Origin of the sequence: Embleya sp. NPDC008237 (assembly GCF_042956465.1) — a bacterium.
Classification (GTDB): domain Bacteria; phylum Actinomycetota; class Actinomycetes; order Streptomycetales; family Streptomycetaceae; genus Embleya.
The window spans coordinates 345789-365380 of sequence record NZ_JBIBGL010000009.1 but is presented as its reverse complement, the minus strand read 5'-3'; the positions used below and the strand labels follow the sequence as shown (position 1 = coordinate 365380).

Genomic DNA, 19592 nt, shown 5'->3' with positions numbered 1-19592 from the left:
CATATCGACCCTCCCGCAATGCTCAGTCGAGGCAGAACTCGTTGCCCTCGATGTCCTGCATCAGGAGGCACGACTCGTTGTACTCATCGGCACGCAGCAGTCGCACGCGTACCGCGCCGAGCGGGACCAGTCGTGCGCATTCGGCCTCGAGTGCGGCCACGCGCTCTTCGCCCACGAGCCCGGTGCCGACCCGCACGTCGAGATGCACCCGATTCTTGACGATCTTGCCTTCGGGAACACGCTGAAAGTACATTCGCGGGCCCACACCCGTGGGATCCATGCATACGAACCCCGCACCCCGACGCTCGGCCGGCAACGAGCGATCGTAATCGTCCCAGGTGGCAAACCCCTCCGGCGGCGGCGGTACGACGTACCCCAGCACATCGCACCAGAAGCGAGCGACCCGCTCGGGTTCCGCGCAATCGAAGGTGACCTGGAACTTCTTGATCGATGCCATCGCTCCACCCTAAAGGCGGCGTCTTTCGTCGTCTACGGCCCCTGTCTCGGCCGGGTTTCGGGGCTCCGGTTCGGCTTCGGCTCCGCCTTGGGCCGCGGGTTCGGCTCGCCTTTCGGCTCCGGCTTCGTCCGTGATTCGCCGGACCGAACCTGCGGTGAGGCGCTCGAAAAACCGGTGGAACAGCGCCGCCGTCCGCCATTACGGTGCCGTCGAACCCAGTCGTCTGGTGAAGGACGTGCCGTTGTACACCCTGTGAGACCTCCCGAGCGCTGAATCGTCGCGCGTCGCACCTGTGCGCCGCGCTCCTTTTTGCTGCGGATTTCTCACTGAAACCGGTGTACTTCTGTGCTCAAAATCTGGGTGGTTGCGCCCGCCTGCCTACCGCTCGTTCTCCGCCGTTGCCACACGTGCGCATCCGAGCGCTTCCGGGCAAGCAACAAATTTCGCGTCAACGCAAACCACAAGCTCATCGACGCCTGGCTCCTCGCGCTCTGTACCGGTTGCGGGGAAACCGCAAAGCTCACGGTCCTGGAGCGGATGAATGTGCGTTCCGTACGACCCGAGCTGCTGAACCGGCTGCATGCCAACGACCCCGGCCTGACAGCCGAGTTGCTCCAGGATCCGGTCGTGCGGCGCCGTAATCGCATCGCCCTCGACTGGGACGACGCCTGGCGCCTCGACACCGGCGAATCGCAATCCCCGGACGGCGAGGTGATCGACGTCTCGGTTCGCTTTGCGGCGCGGATCCCGCTCCGGCCGGCGCGACTGATCGCCGAAGGGTGCGGTCTTTCGCGGGCCGAGGTCGAGAGACTGATCACGGAGGGGAACGTCGTGTCGGCAGTCCGGCTGAGCGGCAAGCTCTCCGGTGACTTCACCTTCACGCTCAAGCGCTGACCCTTTTCGGGACCGGGGCCTGTCCGGCGGGATCCGCCGGACAGGCCCCGACCCTGTTCGCCTTGAGCACATGGGCACACGGGCACACGGGCACACGGGCACGCGGGTGGTTCGGGTCGGGTGCCGGTCGTTCGTTCAGGCGCCGGGTCGAGACGTCTCGCGGTCGTTCGGGGTCATCGGGTGGTCGTGTCGGCCGGTTCCGGTTCCGGTTCCGGCTTCGGTTCGTTCGCCGTTGTGTGGGTGGGGGATTGGGGTCCTCGGGCGAGGACGTAGAGGAAGAGGGCGGCCATGACCGCGACTCCCGCCCACATGGCCTGCTGCCAGCCGTCGACGAACGATTCCCGGGCCGCCTGGATCACCGTCTGCGCGTGTGGCCCCGTCCGGTTCGCGACGTCGAGAGCGTTGGCGACGCCTTCGCGTGCGGTGTCGGCGGGGCCTTGGGGAACACCGGCGAGGCGGGAGTCGATGGCGTCGCGGTAGCCGGAGGACAGGAGTGCTCCGAGCAGGGCGACGCCGAGGGCGGTACCGAACTCACGGGTGACGTCGTTGAGTGCGGACGCGACGCCCTGGCTCTCCTGCGGGAGGGCGCTGGTGATGGCCTCGGTGGAGGGCGTCATCGACACGCCCATGCCGATGCCCATCAGGAGCATGCCGGGAAGGACGGACAGGTAGCCGCCGTCGACGGAGACGAGGGCGGCCATGAGCGCCGAACCGGCACCGGCCAGGAAGATGCCCGTGGCCATGGTCGCCCGTGGGCCGACCCGCGCGGCCAACCGCGGGGCGAGGCCGGAGGCCGCCATCATCAGTACGGCCATGGGCATCAGCGCCAGTGTGGAGACCAACCCGGACAGGCCCAGGACGGCCTGGAGGAACGGGAAGAGGACCACGAAGATGCCCGCCTGGACCCCGAAGACCACCAGGAGCGTGATCGAGCCACCGGCCAGGGTCCGCCTGCCGAACAGGCGTACGTCGAGGAGCGCCGTTTCACCGCGGCGCAGTTCCCAGACCACGAAGCCGATCGCGGCGACGACCCCGACGACGAGGCCGAGCAGGGTCACGGGAGTGGTCCAGCCTCGTTCGGGCCCTTCCTGGAGGACGAAGATGAGCCCGACGACCGCGACGACGGAGGTCAGCGCGCCGACGTTGTCGAACGGGTGTCCGGACGCCGCGCGGGAGTCGGGGACGGACCGCAGCGCCATCACGAGGGCGACGACGACGAGGGCGACGGGCAGTACGAACAGCCACCGCCAACTCGCCACGTCGACCAGGGCGGCCGACAGGAACATGCCCAGGACGCCGCCACCGCCGGCCACGCCCGTCCACACACCGATCGCCCGTCCCCGTTCCTCCGCGGGAAAGGTCGAGGTGATGACGGCGAGGGTTATCGGCATGATCATCGCCGCACCCACACCGCTGAACAGGCGGGCGGCGAGCATGACCTCGGCCGACGGGGCGAGACCCGCCGCCGCACTGGCGACGCCGAAGACGGTCAGGCCGGCCAGCAGCATGGGCTTGCGGCCGAGGCGGTCGCCGATCGCGCCGAGCGGCAACAAGAGCGCGGCCAGGCCGAGCGTGTAGATGTTGATGATCCACAGGATGGTGCGCTGTGAGGCACCGAACGCGACGGCGAGATCGGGCTGGGCGACGTTGAGCCCCGACACCGAGGCGATGACGGCCATCAAGGCGATACAGACGGTGATCAGGATCGTGCGACGCCGGCGCGCGTCCGGCACGCTCACGCCGGGGGCGCCGCTCGGGTCGGCGGTCGCCTGATCGGGCTGGTTCGTATTCATGGATTCCTCCCGAACGGCATGTGGGTATGGCCGCCGGACACGGCCTAGCGCCGGAGCAGAGCCGAAGCGTGGGCGCCGCGCGGCAGGTGGGGGCGAGCCCGCCCTTTGCCTGCTCGGGTCGGTGTGCGGCGGGCCGGGGACGAACACGAACGACGCTAACCGCACCTTGCTGTGAACGCATACACCCTTGCCTATAACGCAAAATCCTGGTGCGCCGGAAACAGTCGGATCACCCGCTGACGTTCGTGATTGCCCGGTTTCCCCGATGTGGTCGACTTCGCGGAGTGTCGCGCGTCCCGTAAGGGGGTTGCCGATCGGGGCTCTGGCATGCTGAGCGACGTCCGAGTACCCGTGATGGGGAAGCCAACGGAGGTCCCAGATGAGCCCTGCCCGCAGATCGGCGTCACCGCCCAAGGCCAAGGTCGTGGTCGTGATCAACCGCAAGGGTGGCGTCGGCAAGAGCACCATCGCGGTGAACCTGGCCGCCGTGCAGGGGCAGAACTTCACCCCCACCGGGCCGATCGATCCGGACGCCGACGCACCCGTGGTCGCGTGCGGAATCGACCCGCAGGGGTCGATGGAGGACTGGGCGGACCGGGTTCCCGAGGAACTCCTGCCGTTCGACTACATGTCCACCAAGGGCAAGCCCGGCATGCTCGCCGAGTTGAAGGCCGATCCGGGGGTCGCACGCATCGTCGTGGACAGCCCCGGCTTCATGGACACCGACCCCGAGGCCGAACTCGCCACCGACCCGCTCGGGCACGGCGCGGCCGCGGACGCCCTGCGCGACATGCTCGAAGTGGCGGATCTGGCCGTGGTCCCGATCACGCCGGAGTTCATGAGCTGGTCGCCCAGCGAGTACACGATCGAGCGGGTGCTCAAGCCGCGCGGGATTCCGTACATCGCGGTGGTGAACCTGTGGGATCCGCGCGACGGGGAGACCGACCGGGCCCGGGTCGAGGCGTGGATAGACGAACGCGGCTACCCCCGGGCGCGGGAGCCGATTCGCAAGTACAAGATTCACGCTCATGCGGCGGAGGGCGGGCTCGTGGTCACCCAATACAAGGAGAGCGGTACGGCGTTGCGTGCCCGCGAGGACTTCTACAAGCTCGCCCTCGCGATCGAGCAGGCCATCTGATGGGCCGGCAACGCGCCCCCAGGACGGCCGCCGAGCCGCGCCGGCTGCGGACCGCCGCCGACATGGCCAAGGAACTGCCGGCGCCGTTTCGACCGCTGTCCGACAGTCCGGTACTGATCGACGACGAGCAGCGGCAACTGGCCGCGTGCGAGGCGGCGATCGAGACATTGCGGGTCGCGTTCTGGGCGGCCGGCAAGGCATTGCAGATCGTTCGTGACGCACGGCTGTACCGCACTCGCTACGAGAGTTTCGAGGACTACTGCCTCGACCGCTGGGACATGCAGCGCCGGTACGCGGACCGACTGATCCAGGCCTGGCCGATCGCGGAGGCCTTGAGTCCAATTGGACTCAAGGCCGTGAACGAGGCCCAGGTCCGCGAACTCGTGCCACTCGCGGGCCGGTACGGGAACGAGGCGGCGGTGACCGTGTACCGCACGGTCGCCGAGACGGAGTCCGTACCGCTGACGGCGGCCGTGCTGCGCGGCGCGGTGGCGGCGGTCGGCGAGGCGTTCTCACCCGCGGCGGCGGTCGAACAGGTGCGGAACTACCTCGACTCGCTCGGCATCGAGCCGGAGGTCGAGGGCGATCGGGTGGTCGACTACACGGCCAAGGCCGCGGACACCATCCCGCGCCGATGGTTGACCTCGCTGGCCCGGCAGGACCGGGCGGCGGCGGTGGCCTACCTGGACGAACTCGAACGCCAGGTGGCGCGGGCGCGACGAGAACTTGCCGAGACGGACACGACGGACACGACGGACGGTTCCGGGACGGAACCCGGGGCGGGTTCGGGTGCCGTCCCGGGCGCGCGCTCGGATGCGGGCCGGGGCGTCGTGTCGGCGTAGCCGCCGCGGGGCGCGCAGCGCCGTACGGCGAGTGGGCGCGGTGGGCGCTGTGGGCGGGATCGGGGCGATCGGTGCGATCGGTACGGGGCTTCGGGTGAGTCCAATGGGACTCGGCCGGGGTGCCGTTGTGGGCCGGACGCGGATGCGTTCGAGCGCGAGCGCAAGCGGGTGTGTCGTCGGGTCGCGGTGATCCGGCGTCGCCCGGGCGGTTCCGTGCCTCCGCGTCCTGACGGCTTCGTGTGACGCGTTGGGGCCTTGGCCGACGTCGCGGATCGCGTGCACTTGGTGCCCTCCCGAAGGTGCCGGCCGATCGGTGGCCGCAGGCATGTGTGTACCTGCGCACGTACCTGCCGGTGCTGGTGCCCGGCGCCCGCTGTCCATGCCGTGGAGGGGATGTCCGCGGCGCCTGATCGGATACCCCGGGTGGTCCGCCCGCTTGCTGTCCGTCGTCCGTCGTCCGCTGAATCTCCGGTGGCTCCGGTAGCTTCGGTCGCTTTGGTTGCCTCGGTCGCATCGAACGTTGACGACCCGATCACCGATCGGCGTCCGAGGCGGACGAGGCGGGTCCAGCGGGCGGAGCGGATGCCGAAAGCAGACTCCCGTGCCGCGAAGGTAGGTTCGCCCACCGAAGGACCGTCCCCACAGAACGAGCGGTCCCGTACGAAGGATGGTCCCCCGGACGTCGGAGCTTCCCGGCCGACGCTCGACCCCCCTTCCGCGGCCCGAATCACCCATCGACACGAGCACTTCCCGACTCGGACCCGCGCCTCCCGCGCGGGACGAAGGAGTTGTCGTACACATGCTGGACCTCGCGCGCTGGGACTGGTCCCGGCACTGGCCCTATCTGGCCGGAGCCCTCGTCGTGCTGGCCTCGGCCGTCCTCATCGAACGTGCCCGCCGCCGGGCGGTTGCCGAACGAGCCCGCGTCGCGGCCCTGCCGGAGGAGGCCCGCAAGGCGCTGGAGAGCGACCGAACCGCGACCAGGGACCGGCGCGGGCGGCGGGTCGAGGACCTGCTGACGGCGGCGGTCGCGGCTGCGGCGGCGGGTCTGTCGGCGGCCCAACTCGGCAAGTTCGGTCGGGACGTCATGGGCCTGCACGGGCCGTGGGCGTATCTGCCGTTCGTCGCATTGGACTTCGCCGCGGTGGTCTGCGCGCTTCGGGCTCGCCGGCGGGCCGCACGGGGAGCCGCGGCGGGCCTGTCGGGGGCCCTCGTGTGGGTGCTCGCGCTGCTGTCCGCTTCGATGTCGGCCAGCGAGGGAGCCAACCTCGGCGAGGCGTTCGCGCTCGGGATCTGGGCGCCGATCGCCGCCGTGTTGTGGGAACTGGGTCTGGCCGAGGAGCGGCACGCCCGGACCGAACGCGCGGACCGTCGGGTCGGGTGGATCCGCTGGCTGCATCCGATCGAGCGGGTCCTGGTCCTGGCCGAACTCGCCAGTGACGAACACCTGGGCGCGGCCGAGGCGACCGAACGAGTCCGCGAGCGCCGCGCGGCCCGCGCGCTGTACCGGCTGCGCCAGGCCACCGAGGCCCGCGCCGCACAGGTCGCCGGGGACGGCCGTTCGGCCGCACGCCCCAAGCGCGGCACCGACCGCCGATACCGTCGCGCCGAGGCGTTCGCCCAACGTACGGCCGCGCGGGTGCGACTGGCCGACGCCGCGGTGGAGGCGGCTGTACTCCCACAACTGCGCGTTCTGGTCGACGTCGGCCGGCTCGCCAACATGACCTGGCCCACCCCGGACGTCGCCGACTCGGCTCGTCGGCGAGAGGGCCACCCGCATCCCGGCACCACACATCCCGAGGGCGGCACCCCACACCCGACCCTGGTCCGCCGGGTGGCAGGCGTCGCGGTCTCGGCCCCCGCCGAGCTCCCGGTCACCGCGTACGCCGCGACCGTCCCGGGACAGGGCCATGAGCACCTCGACCGACACACAGCCCTCGGCACACCGAACCTCGGTGGCGCGACCGCGACTTCGCGTGCGGGGGTGGGGGAGCCGGGCCGAGACGCGATGGCGTCGTCGTCCGCGCCGGCCGCCCGGTATGCCGGACCGCACGCCGAGGACGCGCCCCTCGGCCCACCGGAGTCCGCGTCCCCGACCCGACGCACGACGGGCACGGGAGCTGCGCCCCGGACGACCGAAGAAGCGCCCCGACCTGTGCCGTCCAACGCTCCGGACGCGTCGATGGGGTACGGCGATCCGGGGGCGGCAGCGGTGGCCGGAGCAGCGGATCCGGGGGAGCGGACCCGGGCGTTCGTGGCCGCTTCGGCGGGGGACGGGGACCCGGACCGGTGGAGTCCGGACGGACTGCGCCCGAGCCCGGAGGCGGCGCGGTCGGGAGTCGACGGCCCGTATCCGGACGCGTCGACGGGTTCGGGGTATCCGAGTGAGCCCGGAGCAGCCGGAACGTCGGATGCCCCCGAGTGGACACGCGGCATGGCGGCGACTCCGTCGGACGGGCAAGGCTTTTGGACCGCCGAGGTGGGGGCATCCCCGGAGGGTCGGGACGGGGGTCGCGGTACGATGGCCGGTTCGGCGGGTCGTGAAGGCCGGGGTTCGGGCGCGCCGGTGGCCGCGGATGCGCCCGCTGCGTCGCCGGACGCCGAGCGCTGGGCCCGGGACGCGGCGCAGACCGCATCGGGTCGCGCGGACCTTCGGGTCGGCGTGCGCGGTGGCCCGCCGGGGTCCGCGGCCGATCGCCGGACGGCGGCGGGCGGTGCGGTGGCGGGCGCGATGATTTCGCCTCGTGAGGTGGGCGTCGTACCGCCGGGTGGTGCGGGTACGCGCCACGACGGATCGCGTGCACCCGGTGCGCGTCGGCATGTGGCGGACATGGCTGTGGTGGGTGCGACGAACCCGCCTCGCGACGTGCGATCCGAGTCCTCCGGCCGAGAGGGCGCGAATCGCCAGGCGGCGGGTGCGCGGCCGGACGACCCGGACCCGGATCGAGCGGCGGGTATCACGGCGTCGGATCCCCTCGCCACGCGTCCTGACGTCCACCGTGCCCACGGTGCTCCCGACGCCTCGTCGAATGCCGAGGGCCCGTCACAACCCCACCCGGCGACCACCGGCCCGCCCGACGAGGACCCGACGAGCCTCGTCGGTGCACACGGGCAGGAGGACACCCACCCGTGGGATGGCGGAGACCTGCACCACCACCCGACCGCGGACGTGCGATGGCAGGAGGCCGCCCACCACGCCGCGCCGGAAGCATCCCCGAACGCCACGGCGAAACCTCACACGACGACCGACGCGCCACCCACATACGCCGACGAAACCACCCTGCCCCCGACCCCGACGAATCCCCACCCGCACCCCAACCCGGACCGGGCCCCGAACCCGGCGTCGTACCCAGACGCAGCCCCGGCGTCGGACCCGGATCCCACCGCCACCGCCACCCCCGTCGCCGCGTCGCCCGACATCCCCGCCCCACGTCGCGACGCGACGGCCCAGGCCGCGACCATCCCTCGCCCGACGTCGCCTCGCCCCCCGAACGCCCACCGCCAGCCACGCGCACGCCGCGCCGGCAACCCGGACCCGGCAGCCACCGCCGATCCGGCATCCGCTCCCGCCACCACCACCCGCCGCAGGGCCGGCCGCCCCACCACCGACCCGCCACCTCCCGCCCCTCACCGTGAGGCGCCGAACGTCACCTCGCCACCCCCTCCGGCCGCGACCGAGTCGGCGGCAGGCGACGGCACTTCCGCATCCGTACGAACGGCCCACCCGCCGGCGGAGCCCCCGAGCGCCGAGCCCATCGAGCACGACCACGACTTCCCGCGCCCGAGCCGCAGACCGGACGGCTCGGCACTCACCAGCGCCGCCCGCCGTGACCCCCGCGTCCTCTCTCTCGTCTCCCTCCTCGCCGCCGAAACCGACCTGACCGGCAAGGAGATCGCCGACAGTCTCGGCATTGCCGAAAGCTCCGGCGAACGCCTCCTACAACAGGCCCGGGAAGAACTCACCGCCCGCCGCAACCACGCCGACAACCCCGACCTGACCGACGCCGGCCTCTGACCCACACCCCGGCCACCTTCGCCCGCGCTCGACATCCCGCCGCCGGTTCGAGGTGCGGCCCGGGTGGCGACTCATGCTCTTCGGCCCGCCCCCGGCCCGCGCGCGGCCGGGTGTGGGGTGTGAGGCCCGGCGCAGGGGGTCCGTGACCCTGGTTTCCCCATCGTGGCTATGGCACGATCCGTCAGCACTGGTCAGGGGCGCCCTTTCGCGTCTCGCACCGCTCTCGTCCGATGGAGTGAACGTATGTCGATAGCCCACGTGTCCGGTCGGTTCGACGGCAAGACCGCGGTGGTCACCGGAGCGGGGTCCGGGGTCGGCCGCGCGACCACGCTGCGCCTGGCTGCGGAGGGTGCGAACGTATTCGCGTTGGACATCGCGGAGGCGGCGCTGGCCGAAACCGCGGAGCTGGCCGCCGGACTCTCGGGCAAGGTCGCGACCCGGATCACCGACGTGTCGGTGCGCGAGGAATGCTTCGCGGCGGTCGCGGCGGCGGTGGCCGAGTTCGGCGGCCTGGACGTGCTGGGCAACGTGGCCGGCATCGCGCGGGCCGAGCACGTCCTGGAGGTCACCGAGGCGGACTACCGGCGGATGATGGGCGTCAACATCGACGGCTACTTCTTCATGTGCCAGGCCGCCATCCCGCACCTGCTGGAGCGTTCCGGGAACATCGTCAACATCGCGTCCAACGCCAGTGTGATGGGCTTGGCGTACAGCGTCGTCTACACCATGAGCAAGGGCGCCGTGATCCAGCTGACCCGGTCGCTGGCCTGGGAGTTCGCCAAGCAGCCGCTGCGCGTGAACGCGATCGCGCCGGGTGGCATCGACACCAACCTGGTCGCCAACTACCAGATGCCGGCGGACGTGGACTGGGACCTGGTCGGCCGGGCGATGACGCCGCGTCCGATGGCCCAGCCGGAGGACATCGCCGCGATGTTCTCCTACGTCGCCTCCGAGGAGGCCCGCAACGTACACGGCGCGGTCCTGCACAACGACAGCGGCCTGACCGCCGGCTGACCACCAAGACGACACGGCTCCGGTCCGCCACGCATACGCATCCCCGAGGGCGGGCCGGAGCACGATCCCGCGCCGCCGCCGAGTACCCCGTGTCGCATGGCGGTTCCGCCGGTGGTCGCCGCGCGCGCCGGCCCGGGCCGACCTCCCCTCCACCGCGCCCGACGGGCCCGTCCCGCCCTACCCCGCCGGGACCCCGGCGCCCGCGAAACCGGTCGAGTCGGTGGTCGATGCCCCCGTGGCCGGGATCCCGCGCAGGCGGGACAGGAGTTCCCGGGCGGCGGGGCTCGCCGGGCCGGTGCTCTGCCAGGCGAGGGCGATCCGGGCACGTGGGCTCGGGTCGGTGAGGTGCAGGGTGCGCAGGCCGGCGGCCGCGGCCACGGCGGGCGGCAGCGCGGGGAGTACGGCAACACCCAGGCCGCGGGCCGCCAACTGCACCAGCAACTGGGGTGCGGCGGCCTCGAAGGCGATCCGTGGCCGAAATCCCGCCTCGGCGCACGCGCGATCGAGCACGCCGCGCAGCCCGGTACCGCGCGGCAGGCCGATCAACGGGCGGTCCCGCAGGGCTGCCGGCGGGACGGTGGTCCGGCCCGGCGTCAGCAACGGATCGGTCGGTGCCATGGCGGCGACGAGGGGTTCGTCGACCATCATCCGGAAGGTGAGCCCCGGCGGTGGCTCCGGATCCACGATCCCGACCATCGCGACGTCGAGTTCGCCGTGGTGCAGGGCGGCGAGCATGTGTTCCGAGGTGTCCTCGGTGAGGGTGATCTCGACCCCGGGATGGTCGTCGTGGAAGCCGGCGAGCACCGATGCCACGTCGAACTCGTGCGTGGCCGCGCCGGAGACCAGACCCAGGGTGACCCGGCCGCGCAGCAGCCCGGTGAACTCGTCCACCGTGTGCCGGACACTCTCGACCGCCGCGAGCGCGGCCCGCGCGAAGGGAAGTACCGCCGCGCCGACCGGGGTCGGGGTCACCGTACGGCCGGAGCGGTCGAGCAGTTGTTGGCCGAGTTCGCGTTCCAACTGCCGGATCTGGGCACTGACGCCCGGCTGCGCCAGGTGCAGACGGGCGGCCGCGCGGGTGAAGTTGGCCTCCTCCACCACGGCGACGAAGTATTGCAACTGCCTCAGCTCCATAATCATCGATTCCAGTTCCGAGAAAAGAAGCGTCTTGGACTTATCGAAGGCCGGTCGCCACGCTTGATCACATGACTGGCAACACGCCGCACCCCGCGCCGGAACCCCACCGCACGCAGCACCCGTCGACACCGTCGCTCGGATCCGAGATCGCCGCCGAACGCCGCGAACTGGCCGCCCTGTTCGCCGATCTGCGGGCCGAGCAGTGGGATGCGCCCACGCTGTGCGCCGGGTGGCAGGTGCGCGAGGTGGCCGCCCACATGTCGATGGGCTTTCGCTATTCGTTGCCGCGGATCGCCCTCGAACTGATCAAGGCCGGCGGCAACCTCCATCGCATGGCCGACCGCCTCGCCCGCGCGGACGCCGCCGCCCTGTCACCGGACGAGATCGTCGCGGCGCTCGCCGACAACGCGGAGAATCCGTGGAAGCCGCCGGGCGGCAGGACGGCCGGACTCGGACACGATGTGGTGCACGGCCTGGACATCACGGTCGCGCTCGGCCTCGATCGCCGGGTGCCCGAGGACCGGCTGCGCATCCTGCTGGACGCGATCAACCCGCGCGGCGTCAGGTTCTTCGGGGTCGATCTGACCGGCGTCGAACTGCGGGCCGACGACCTCGACTGGTCCTACGGCAGCGGCACCCCGCTGACCGGTACGGGCCAGGACCTCCTCCTGGTCGCGTTCGGCCGCAGGTTGCCCCCGGGCCGGCTGCACGGCGAGCCCCGGGAACGCTTCGTCGCCGGGTGAGCGGACGCATCGAACGACCGGACCCGGCGGGCGAGGCGCATGGCCGGCCACGTCGGGCCCGCACCGCCGACGGCCGCCCATGCGCCGAACCCCGGCCCGGCCCGACCGACCCGAACCGGGCGAGCCCGTTGGAGCTAGGGTCGAGCAGATGACCAACGAGTTCCTGCCGCCCGAGCAGTGGTACGCGCAATTGCCCACCCTCTACGCCGCCGCCTCCGCACTGATCACCGATGCCGAGGACCGGGTGCTCCTGGTCAAACCCAACTACCGGGACTACTGGAACCTGCCCGGCGGCTTCGTCGACCGCAACGAGCCACCACACGTCGCGTGCGCGCGCGAAATACGCGAGGAGCTCGGACTCGACCTCCACGTCGGCGAGTTGCTGGTGATCGACTGGGTGCCCGAGCTCGACCCGAGGCCGCGACCGCTGACCGGCTGGATGTTCGACGGCGGCACCCTCACCCCCGAGCAGATCGCCGCGATCCGCATCCAGGAGGACGAACTCGACGAGTACGCGTTCGTCACCCTCGACCGAGCCGCCGAACTGCTGCCGAGCACCGTCGCGCCACGCGTCCCGGCCGCCGTCCGGGCCCGCACCCTCGGCCGCGCCGTATACCTGCCCAGGCCCCACCCGACCGGGCACTGACCCCGCATACCGGACACCGGCCCGGCCGGGGGCCGAGCCGCGATCCGACCGGGCCCGCGCCGCTACACCCGATTTCCACACCCGCTGGGCCCGGCCCGAGTACCCGACCCGAGCTCCGCCCCGGTCGGGACCCCGCCCCCAGCCCAGCCCCTCCGGCTCGGTCCCCCGTGTCCCACCCCCCGGCCGGATCCCCTTCCTCCCGCCACCTACACCAACTCCCGCCCCGCCGCCGTCATTTGGCCATTCCGGTCACATCGCCACACGCTTCCCCGGTACGTTTCCGGCGATGCACCGACGAATCGCGATCCGTGATTCGCGGCCGTCTCGATTCGGGTGGGGGCCCGAGTGCCGTGCGGGGCGGGGATCGACGTGCCCCGATGGAGACGGCCGGGTGTGGTCCATCTTCAGGGAGGGGATCCCGATGTCGCTCCATCACGCACCGCCCGGGCGCCGGCCGGACCGCAGGCGCCGCAGTCGTTCGGCCGAGCATCCCGATCCGCACCACTCGCACGGCTCCCGGCAACGACCCGGCGCCCGGCCGCCGTTCCGCGCGTTGCCGCGCCGCCCGATCGCGCTGATCGCGACCGTCGCGGTGATCGCCTCCGGACTCTTCGCCGGTGCGCTCACCCGGGCCACGCCCGCCGCCGCGGCCCGCCCCGGTGTGTCCGCCTACGTCGCCAACTCCGGTTCGAACACGGTGTCCGTGATCGACACCGCGAACAACACCACGACGGCCACCATCCCGGTGGGCCGGGGGCCGTACGGGCTCGCCGCCAACCACGCCGGCACCCGGGTCTACGTGGCCGACTTCGACTCGGCCGACATCTCGGTGATCGACACCGCCACCGACACGGTCGCCGGCACGATCGCCACCGCCGGCGCGCCGTTCGCGATGGCCGTCGACCCGACCGACACCCGCCTGTACGTCGCCCAGGGCAATTCCGTGCTGGTGGTGAATACGGCGACCAACACCGTCGTGGCCACGATCGCGGTCGGCACCAACCCGGTCGCGGTCCTGGTCTCCCCGGACGGCGCACACGTATACGCGGTCAACAACGCCGGGCACGACATCTCGGTGATCGACACGGCCACCGCCGTCGTCGGCAAGACCATCGCGCTTCCCGGCTCGCCCGACGGGGCCGCGCTCAGCCCCGACGGAACACACCTGTACGCCGTGGACGACCGGTCCGGCCTGTGGGTCCTCGACCTGACCGCCGGCGGGGCGCTCACCGCGACCGTTCCGATCGGCGACGGCAGCAACGTCGCGGTGAACGCGACCGGCACCAGGGCCTACGTCTCCGCGTTCCCGGCCGCCGTCAAGGTGGTCGACCTGACCACGAACACGGTGATCGACACCGTGTCGGTGGGCAGTTACCCGGCCAACCTCACGCTGCACGTGGCGGGCGGCTTCGTCTACACCACGAACGCCGTGTCCGGCGACGTGTCGGTGATCGACACCGCGTCCGACACGGTGGTGGCCACCGTCCCGGTCGGGAGCACCCCGTACGGCATCGTCGTGGTCGGCGTCCCGCAGCCGCGCACCGTCACCTCGGTGAGCCCGAACACCGGCCCGGCAACCGGCGGTACCTCGGTGACCGTCACCGGTACACACTTCACCGGCAGCACCGCCGTCGCGTTCGGCGCGACCCCGGCCACATCCTTCACCGTCGTCGACGACACGACCATCGTCGCGGGCGCACCGCCCGGCGCACCCGGCACCGTCGACGTCACCGTGACCGGCCCCGGCGGCACGAGTGCGACCTCGGCCGCGGACCGGTACACCTACGTGGCCGCGCCCACGGTCACCTCGATCAGCCCGAACTCCGGTCCCGAGGGGGGCGGCACCGTGGTCACCGTCACCGGCACCGACCTCGCGGGCGCGACCGGCGTCACCTTCGGTCCGGGCCGGCCCGCGACCTCGGTCTCGTGCACCGCGACCTCGTGCACCGCCACCGCGCCGCCGGGGCCGGGGGCCGGCCAGGTCGACGTCCGGGTGAGCACCGCCGGCGGGACCAGCGCGACGGTTCCCGCGGATCGCTACACCTACGTCGCGAGCAGGGCCGACGTGGCGGTGGCGCTCCGGGCCACCGGCGTACCGTCGTTGTTCAACGCGCACATCGACTACACGGTCACCGTCACCAACCGCGGTCCCGACGCGCTCGGTTCGGCGACAGTCACGGCGCCGCTGCCGGTGCCGATGACCGCGACGTCACCGGACTGCGCGGTGGCCGACCGCACGGTGACCTGCACGGTGGGTCCGTTGGCCAAGGGCGCGGCGACCACCCGCCACTTCACCGCCCCGGTCGGCCTGCTCGGCCTGGGCCTCGCCTACGAGGTCACCGCGAGCCGCACGGCGAGTACACCCGGCGATCCCGATCCGGCGAACAACGGCGCCACGACCTCGTGCACCGTGGTCACGTCACTGATCATCCTCTGCTCGTGACCCCCGGGCGGCTCCCGCGTCGACCCTGCGCCCCGGCGCGGGCGGCTTCCGGGCCACCCGGAAGCCGTTCCTGACGGCCGATCAGGACACCTGCGGCGGGCCGGACTTCCGGCCCGCCGCAGGGTGCGTCCGAGCTACGCCGATCGCGAACTCGCGCAAAACGTGCTGCTCCGAACCGGGTGTCGCGGTGATGATGGGCCCGCGCACGTGCGCGACTCGCACCGCATCGGGTCGGACCTCGGTCGGACCGCACCCCGGTGCCGCGCCTCGGCCCCCGATGGGCGCACCCCGGACCCACGAAAGCGAACGCATGAGACCCTCCTCGGCCCCCCACGACCCCGATCGACTCGACGCCTCGATACCGGCGCCGCCCCCACCGACGGACCCCCACGACCCGGCCCACGAGAACTCCCTCGACATCCCGATCGACCTCCCGCACGACCCGACCGAATCACCGGCCGAGGCCGAGCGGCCCACCGGCGTGACTCCGATCGAGCTGTTCTTCGACCTGGTCTTCGTCTTCGTGCTCACCCAGGCCACCCACCAGGTGGAGTCCCACCCGGGCTGGAGCGGACTGCTCCAGGGCATGTTGCCGCTGGCGGCGATGTGGTGGATGTTCGGCGCGTTCAGCTGGCTGACCAACGCGGTCCGCCCGGACGCGACGGTGGTCCGGCTGCTGCTGGCGCTCACGATGACCTCGTTCTTCGTGATGGGCCTGGACCTGCCCTACGCGTTCGACCCGGACGGCTGGGCGTTCGGCCTCGCCTTCCTGGTCGCCGTCGCGATGCACGTCGCGCTGTTCCTGACCGCGTCCCAACCCTCGGCCCGAGCCGGGATCGTTCGACTCGCGCCGTTCAACGCGGTCGGCGGCGTACTGATCCTGATCGCGCCGCACCTGCCGGACGCCGGCACGTGGGTGTGCTGGGCGGCGGCCATCGCGGTGCTGTACCTGTCGATGGTGATCGGACGCGTCCGCGGATTCGTGGTCGAGCCGCACCACTTCGTCGAACGACACGGCCTGATCATCCTGATCGTGCTCGGCGAATCGGTCGTGGCCGTCGGCATCGGCGCGGGTGGTCGGCCGGTCGACTGGAAGCTCGCGGGGGGCATCCTGCTCGGCATCGCGGTCGCCACCGGCATCTGGTGGACGTACTTCGGCAGCGACGACGAACGTACCCTGCGGGCCATGTCGGAGGCGTCCGTGGAGCGCCGGCAGATGCTCGGCTACGTGGCGTTCGGCCTGGCACACGCGGTGATGATCGCCGGCATCGTGCTGGTCGCGGCGGGCATCTCGGACGCCATCCACCACCTGGGCACCCACACGAACCGCTGGTGGTTGGGCGCGGGCCTGGCCACGTTCCTGCTGGGTCACGCCTGGCACCGCCACGTGCTGGCCGCGGGCCCGATCGAGGAACGCGTCGTCGTCGCGGTGGTGGGGGTACCGCTGATCGCGTCCGTGGCGGACACGGGCTGGCTCGTACTCGCGGTCGCCACGCTGCTCCTCGCGATCATGACCGTGACCGACCACCTCCGCCGGACCCACGCCGCGGAGGTGCCGGACCCGCGACCGGTGACCGCGACCGGCTGACCCTCGGGTCGAACCGCCGGCCCCCGACGCAACGAAACGGGGTGGGCCCGAGCCTTCGCTCGGGCGCACCCCGTCCAAATGCCGCGTCCCGATCCCCTCCGGTCGGGATCTGCCGCCGCGCGGCCACCGACCACACACCCCGCCACAACCACGGACACCCGCCGCGCCGCCCATCGGCAGCACGGCGGGTGTCGGTCACCTCGGTGTCCCCGTCAGTGGGTCACCTGGGAGCCCCCGTCAGGGGACCTTCACCAGGTCGGGCCCCGGTACTTCCTCCCCGGCCTTCTCCGCAGCCCGGGCGTCGATGTGCTTCCGCAGACTCTCGCCCTCCACGTCGACGTTCGGCAGGATGCGGTCGAGCCACTTCGGCAGCCACCACGCGGACTTGCCCAACAGCGCGAGCACGGCCGGAACGACCGCCATGCGGACCACGAAGGCGTCCAGGAACACGGCCGCGGCGAGGCCGAAACCGATCATCTTGATCATCGAGTCGGTCGCCCCGATGAAGCCGGAGAAGACCGCGATCATGATGATCGCCGCGGCGGTGACCACGCGTGCGCCGTGCTTGAAGCCGCTGACGACCGCCTCGCGCGGGCTCTCGCCGTGCACGAACGCCTCGCGCATTCCGGTGACGAGGAAGACCTCGTAGTCCATCGCCAGGCCGAACACCACACCGATCAGGAAGATCGGCATCATGCTCATGATCGGCCCGGTCTGTTCGACACCGAACAGCTCGTTCAGCCAGCCGTACTGGAAGACCATGACCACCGAGCCGAGCGCCGCGGCGACCGACAACAGGAACCCGAGGGCCGCCTTGAGCGGCACCAGGATCGACCGGAACACCGCGATCAGCAGCAGGAAGGCCAGCCCGACCACCAGGATCAGGTACGGGAGCAGCGCGTCGTTGAGCTTCTGCGAGAAGTCGATGTTCAACGCGGGGGTACCGCTGACCAGCGTCCTCGATCCGTTCGCGGAGTCGGCCGTCTTGACGGTGGAGCGGATGTCGTGGACGAGCGTCTCGGTCTTCGGGTCGCTCGGCTTGGTGGTCGGCGTGACCTGGATGGTGGCCAGGTTGCCGGCGTCGTTGAAGGCGACGGCGCCGACGGAGGCGACGCCCTTGCCCTTGAGGGTCTCGACCTGTCGGCGGACCGCCTCGGCGGCGGTCGGGCTGTCCTTGCTCTTGGCCGTGTCCACGACCAGCATCAGCGGACCGTTGAACCCGGGGCCGAAGCTCTCGGCGAGCATGTCGTACGCCTGGCGCTGCGTGGTGCTGGTCGGCTGCGCGCTGTCGTCCGGCAGGCCGAGGTTCATGCTCGCCGCAGGCAGCGCGACGGCGCCGAGCCCGACCACGGAGAACAGCAGTACGGCCACCGGGTGGCGCAGCACGAAGCGGGCCCAACGCGAGCCCATGTTCGGCTTCTCGTGACCGTGGCCGAGACCGGCCTCGTGCTTGGCCGCGCGCTTGCGGTCCTTGCGGCCGAAGATGCGCTTGCCGGCGAAGCCCAGCAGCGCCGGCACGAAGGTCAGGGCCACCAGGACGGCGATCACGACGGTGAAGGCCGCGGCCAGACCCATCTCGGTGAGCACCGGGATGTTCACCACGGCCAGGCCGGACAGCGCGATGACGACGGTGAGCCCGGCGAAGACGACCGCCGAACCCGCGGTGCCCACGGCCCGCCCGGCGGCTTCCTCCGGTTCACGCCCCAGCCTCAGCTCGGTGCGGAAACGGGAGACGATGAACAGCGCGTAGTCGATGCCGACCGCGAGACCGATCATCATCGCCAGCGTGGACGTGCTCTCGGAGAGGTCGAAGATGCCGGCCACCGCGGTGATCCCGGCTATGCCGATACCGACCCCGAGTATCGCGGTGAGCAGCGGCAGCCCGGCGGCGATCATCGCACCGAAGGTGATCGCGAGCACGACGGCCGCGACCCCCACACCGATGATCTCGCCGTTGCCCACGCTCGACTCGGCGACCAGTGCGTCGCCGCCCACCTCGACGGTCAGCCCCGCGCCCTGGCCCTGTTTCACGGCGCCCTTGAGGATGTCGCGGGAGGAGTCCTTGAGCAGGTCGGCCCCGACCAGGTAGTCCACCGTCGCGTACGCGGTTCTCCCGTCGGCGCTCAGCGTCGCGGCCGAGAACGGGTCGGAGGCGTCGGCGATCTCCTGGGTGCCGCGCAGGGCACCCATCGTCTTCTCGACGCCGGCCCTGTTCTGCGGGGCGTCGATCCGCTGCCCGTCGGGGGCCCGGAAGACGATGCGCGCGGTGGCCCCGCCACCTCCGGAGTCGGGGCTGCGCTCCTCGAGCAGGTCGAGGGCCTTCTGTGCCTCGATCCCGGGGATCGAGAACGGCTTGGCGGCGGGCTTGGAAGCGGATGCGGCGCCCACGCCGACGGCGACGAGGATCGCCACCCAGATCAGCAGGGCGAATCGCCTCCGGCGGAACGTCAAGCGCCCGAGTCGATACAGGAAGGTAGCCATGGAAACGGATCTCCGGGTCGGTCGAGGGGTCGACAACGGCCCGCGGGCCCGGCCCGGGGCGGCAGGCATCGCCGGTCGGGCGGAACGCGGAAGTCGGCACGCCGAGGCAAGGCATACGGACGCGCCGGGAACTGCGGTACGAGAGGTCAGGACAAAGGAGGACTCACCACGGCAGGCGGGAGTCCGGGCGCGGCACACCACCGGAGCGGGTGCCGCGTACGGTGAAGCGGTCGGGTCGGGCGTGGAACGAGGCGGATCCGGGTCAGGCCGGACAGCGTCCGCCGAACGACCGGGCAGTCGACGGATGCCGGCGGTCCGCCGGACGGTCGTCGTGGGTGCCGGGCCGACGGTGCGGATGCCGCATGCGGCGAGTCTCCTGACTGGGCGGTGAATGCTCCACC

The 19592-nt window shown here is 71.7% G+C and carries 13 protein-coding genes; 9 read left to right on the top strand and 4 right to left on the bottom strand.

From position 1 onward, the window contains the following. Positions 1–22: 22 nt before the first annotated feature. A complete protein-coding gene (locus tag ACFZBU_RS24805; protein ID WP_391585814.1) occupies positions 23–457 on the bottom strand; it encodes a VOC family protein in 435 nt (144 codons plus the stop codon). Between the two features lie 345 nt (positions 458–802). Between ACFZBU_RS24805 and ACFZBU_RS24800 the strand changes: the two genes are divergently transcribed. After that, entirely contained in the window at positions 803–1351 is a 549-nt protein-coding gene (locus ACFZBU_RS24800; RefSeq protein WP_391585813.1) for a DUF1062 domain-containing protein, read from the top strand. A gap of 173 nt (positions 1352–1524) precedes the next feature. Here the strand turns inward: ACFZBU_RS24800 and ACFZBU_RS24795 are convergent, their stop codons facing one another. Next, complete coding sequence (locus ACFZBU_RS24795) at positions 1525–3144, bottom strand: MFS transporter (RefSeq protein WP_391585812.1); 1620 nt, start codon at positions 3142–3144, stop codon at positions 1525–1527. A 379-nt stretch (positions 3145–3523) separates the two neighbouring features. On the opposite strand from ACFZBU_RS24795, the gene ACFZBU_RS24790 reads away from it, so the two are divergent. The 4 genes from ACFZBU_RS24790 to ACFZBU_RS24775 all read left to right on the top strand — a co-directional run bounded on the left by ACFZBU_RS24790 (position 3524) and on the right by ACFZBU_RS24775 (position 10153). Continuing rightward, positions 3524–4282, top strand: a complete 759-nt coding sequence (locus ACFZBU_RS24790; protein ID WP_391585811.1) for a ParA family protein — start codon at positions 3524–3526, stop codon at positions 4280–4282. Beyond that, a complete protein-coding gene (locus tag ACFZBU_RS24785; protein ID WP_391585810.1) occupies positions 4282–5124 on the top strand; it encodes a hypothetical protein in 843 nt (280 codons plus the stop codon). The genes ACFZBU_RS24790 and ACFZBU_RS24785 overlap by 1 nt, the downstream gene beginning before the upstream one ends. Before the next feature lie 799 nt (positions 5125–5923). Then, on the top strand, positions 5924–9139 hold the full coding sequence (locus ACFZBU_RS24780) for a hypothetical protein (protein WP_391585809.1): 3216 nt from the start codon (positions 5924–5926) through the stop codon (positions 9137–9139). Positions 9140–9382: 243 nt separating this feature from the next. Then, on the top strand, positions 9383–10153 hold the full coding sequence (locus ACFZBU_RS24775) for an SDR family NAD(P)-dependent oxidoreductase (protein WP_391585808.1): 771 nt from the start codon (positions 9383–9385) through the stop codon (positions 10151–10153). Between the two features lie 177 nt (positions 10154–10330). Here the strand turns inward: ACFZBU_RS24775 and ACFZBU_RS24770 are convergent, their stop codons facing one another. Next, positions 10331–11287 carry a LysR family transcriptional regulator gene (locus tag ACFZBU_RS24770; RefSeq protein ID WP_391585885.1) on the bottom strand — a complete coding sequence of 319 codons (957 nt, stop codon included), beginning with the start codon at positions 11285–11287 and terminating at the stop codon, positions 10331–10333. 71 nt (positions 11288–11358) lie between these two features. Between ACFZBU_RS24770 and ACFZBU_RS24765 the strand changes: the two genes are divergently transcribed. The 4 genes from ACFZBU_RS24765 to ACFZBU_RS24750 all read left to right on the top strand — a co-directional run bounded on the left by ACFZBU_RS24765 (position 11359) and on the right by ACFZBU_RS24750 (position 16710). Then, positions 11359–12033, top strand: coding sequence for a maleylpyruvate isomerase family mycothiol-dependent enzyme (locus tag ACFZBU_RS24765; RefSeq protein WP_391585807.1), 675 nt, complete (start codon positions 11359–11361; stop codon positions 12031–12033). Between the two features lie 148 nt (positions 12034–12181). Next, positions 12182–12679: an NUDIX domain-containing protein gene (locus tag ACFZBU_RS24760; protein ID WP_391585806.1), complete on the top strand. Its 498-nt coding sequence runs from the start codon at positions 12182–12184 to the stop codon at positions 12677–12679. 421 nt (positions 12680–13100) lie between these two features. Next, the gene (locus ACFZBU_RS24755; RefSeq protein WP_391585805.1) at positions 13101–15122 is read left to right on the top strand and encodes an IPT/TIG domain-containing protein; all 2022 of its coding nucleotides are present in this window, start codon (positions 13101–13103) and stop codon (positions 15120–15122) included. A gap of 310 nt (positions 15123–15432) precedes the next feature. Beyond that, positions 15433–16710: a low temperature requirement protein A gene (locus tag ACFZBU_RS24750; protein ID WP_391585804.1), complete on the top strand. Its 1278-nt coding sequence runs from the start codon at positions 15433–15435 to the stop codon at positions 16708–16710. A 237-nt stretch (positions 16711–16947) separates the two neighbouring features. On the opposite strand, the gene ACFZBU_RS24745 is transcribed toward ACFZBU_RS24750, so the two are convergent. After that, positions 16948–19191 (bottom strand): MMPL family transporter, encoded by a 2244-nt coding sequence (locus ACFZBU_RS24745; RefSeq protein ID WP_391585803.1) that lies wholly within the window; start codon positions 19189–19191, stop codon positions 16948–16950. Between the last annotated feature and the right edge of the window lie 401 nt (positions 19192–19592).

Coding starts and splice junctions, on each gene's coding strand:
- ACFZBU_RS24805 (WP_391585814.1), bottom strand. CDS start 457: ATGGCATCGATCAAGAAGTTCCAGGTCACCTTCGATTGCGCGGAACCC.
- ACFZBU_RS24755 (WP_391585805.1), top strand. CDS start 13,101: ATGTCGCTCCATCACGCACCGCCCGGGCGCCGGCCGGACCGCAGGCGC.
- ACFZBU_RS24760 (WP_391585806.1), top strand. CDS start 12,182: ATGACCAACGAGTTCCTGCCGCCCGAGCAGTGGTACGCGCAATTGCCC.
- ACFZBU_RS24745 (WP_391585803.1), bottom strand. CDS start 19,191: ATGGCTACCTTCCTGTATCGACTCGGGCGCTTGACGTTCCGCCGGAGG.
- ACFZBU_RS24750 (WP_391585804.1), top strand. CDS start 15,433: ATGAGACCCTCCTCGGCCCCCCACGACCCCGATCGACTCGACGCCTCG.
- ACFZBU_RS24790 (WP_391585811.1), top strand. CDS start 3,524: ATGAGCCCTGCCCGCAGATCGGCGTCACCGCCCAAGGCCAAGGTCGTG.
- ACFZBU_RS24795 (WP_391585812.1), bottom strand. CDS start 3,144: ATGAATACGAACCAGCCCGATCAGGCGACCGCCGACCCGAGCGGCGCC.
- ACFZBU_RS24770 (WP_391585885.1), bottom strand. CDS start 11,287: ATGGAGCTGAGGCAGTTGCAATACTTCGTCGCCGTGGTGGAGGAGGCC.
- ACFZBU_RS24775 (WP_391585808.1), top strand. CDS start 9,383: ATGTCGATAGCCCACGTGTCCGGTCGGTTCGACGGCAAGACCGCGGTG.
- ACFZBU_RS24785 (WP_391585810.1), top strand. CDS start 4,282: ATGGGCCGGCAACGCGCCCCCAGGACGGCCGCCGAGCCGCGCCGGCTG.
- ACFZBU_RS24780 (WP_391585809.1), top strand. CDS start 5,924: ATGCTGGACCTCGCGCGCTGGGACTGGTCCCGGCACTGGCCCTATCTG.
- ACFZBU_RS24765 (WP_391585807.1), top strand. CDS start 11,359: ATGACTGGCAACACGCCGCACCCCGCGCCGGAACCCCACCGCACGCAG.